Raw genomic sequence first — 300 nt, 5'->3', positions numbered from 1 at the left:
GCAAGCCCCCTCCCACATTTTGATCTCGGCCAGGCTTTAGTTAGTAGTGATACCACTTCACCTCAAGCATCACTTCATTCACCGGCGTCGACAAGTGGCTGTACTCACGCTGTGCGCTCAGGCGCAGTCCCAGGTTGCGCGATAATTCCCACTGCTGATTCAGGCTGATGCTACGGCGCACTTCGCCATTGGTGAAGAAATCGCCCTTGGCTTCCAGGCTCAGGTTACCCAGCGGGTTTTTCCACAGTACGCCGGTGTTGAACCCGGCCGCGGGGGAGATGGCTTCGTTGAAGTCGTTGT

General features: G+C 56.7%; 1 pseudogene. It reads right to left on the bottom strand.

From position 1 onward, the window contains the following. Window positions 1-40: 40 nt before the first annotated feature. Window positions 41-300 (bottom strand): annotated as a pseudogene (locus HX823_RS30950) (hypothetical protein); the annotation flags it as partial.

The organism is Pseudomonas sp. P7759 (assembly GCF_013386445.1).
GTDB classification, from domain to species: domain Bacteria; phylum Pseudomonadota; class Gammaproteobacteria; order Pseudomonadales; family Pseudomonadaceae; genus Aquipseudomonas; species Aquipseudomonas azotoformans_A.
This window is presented reverse-complemented; position numbering and strand designations above follow the sequence as displayed.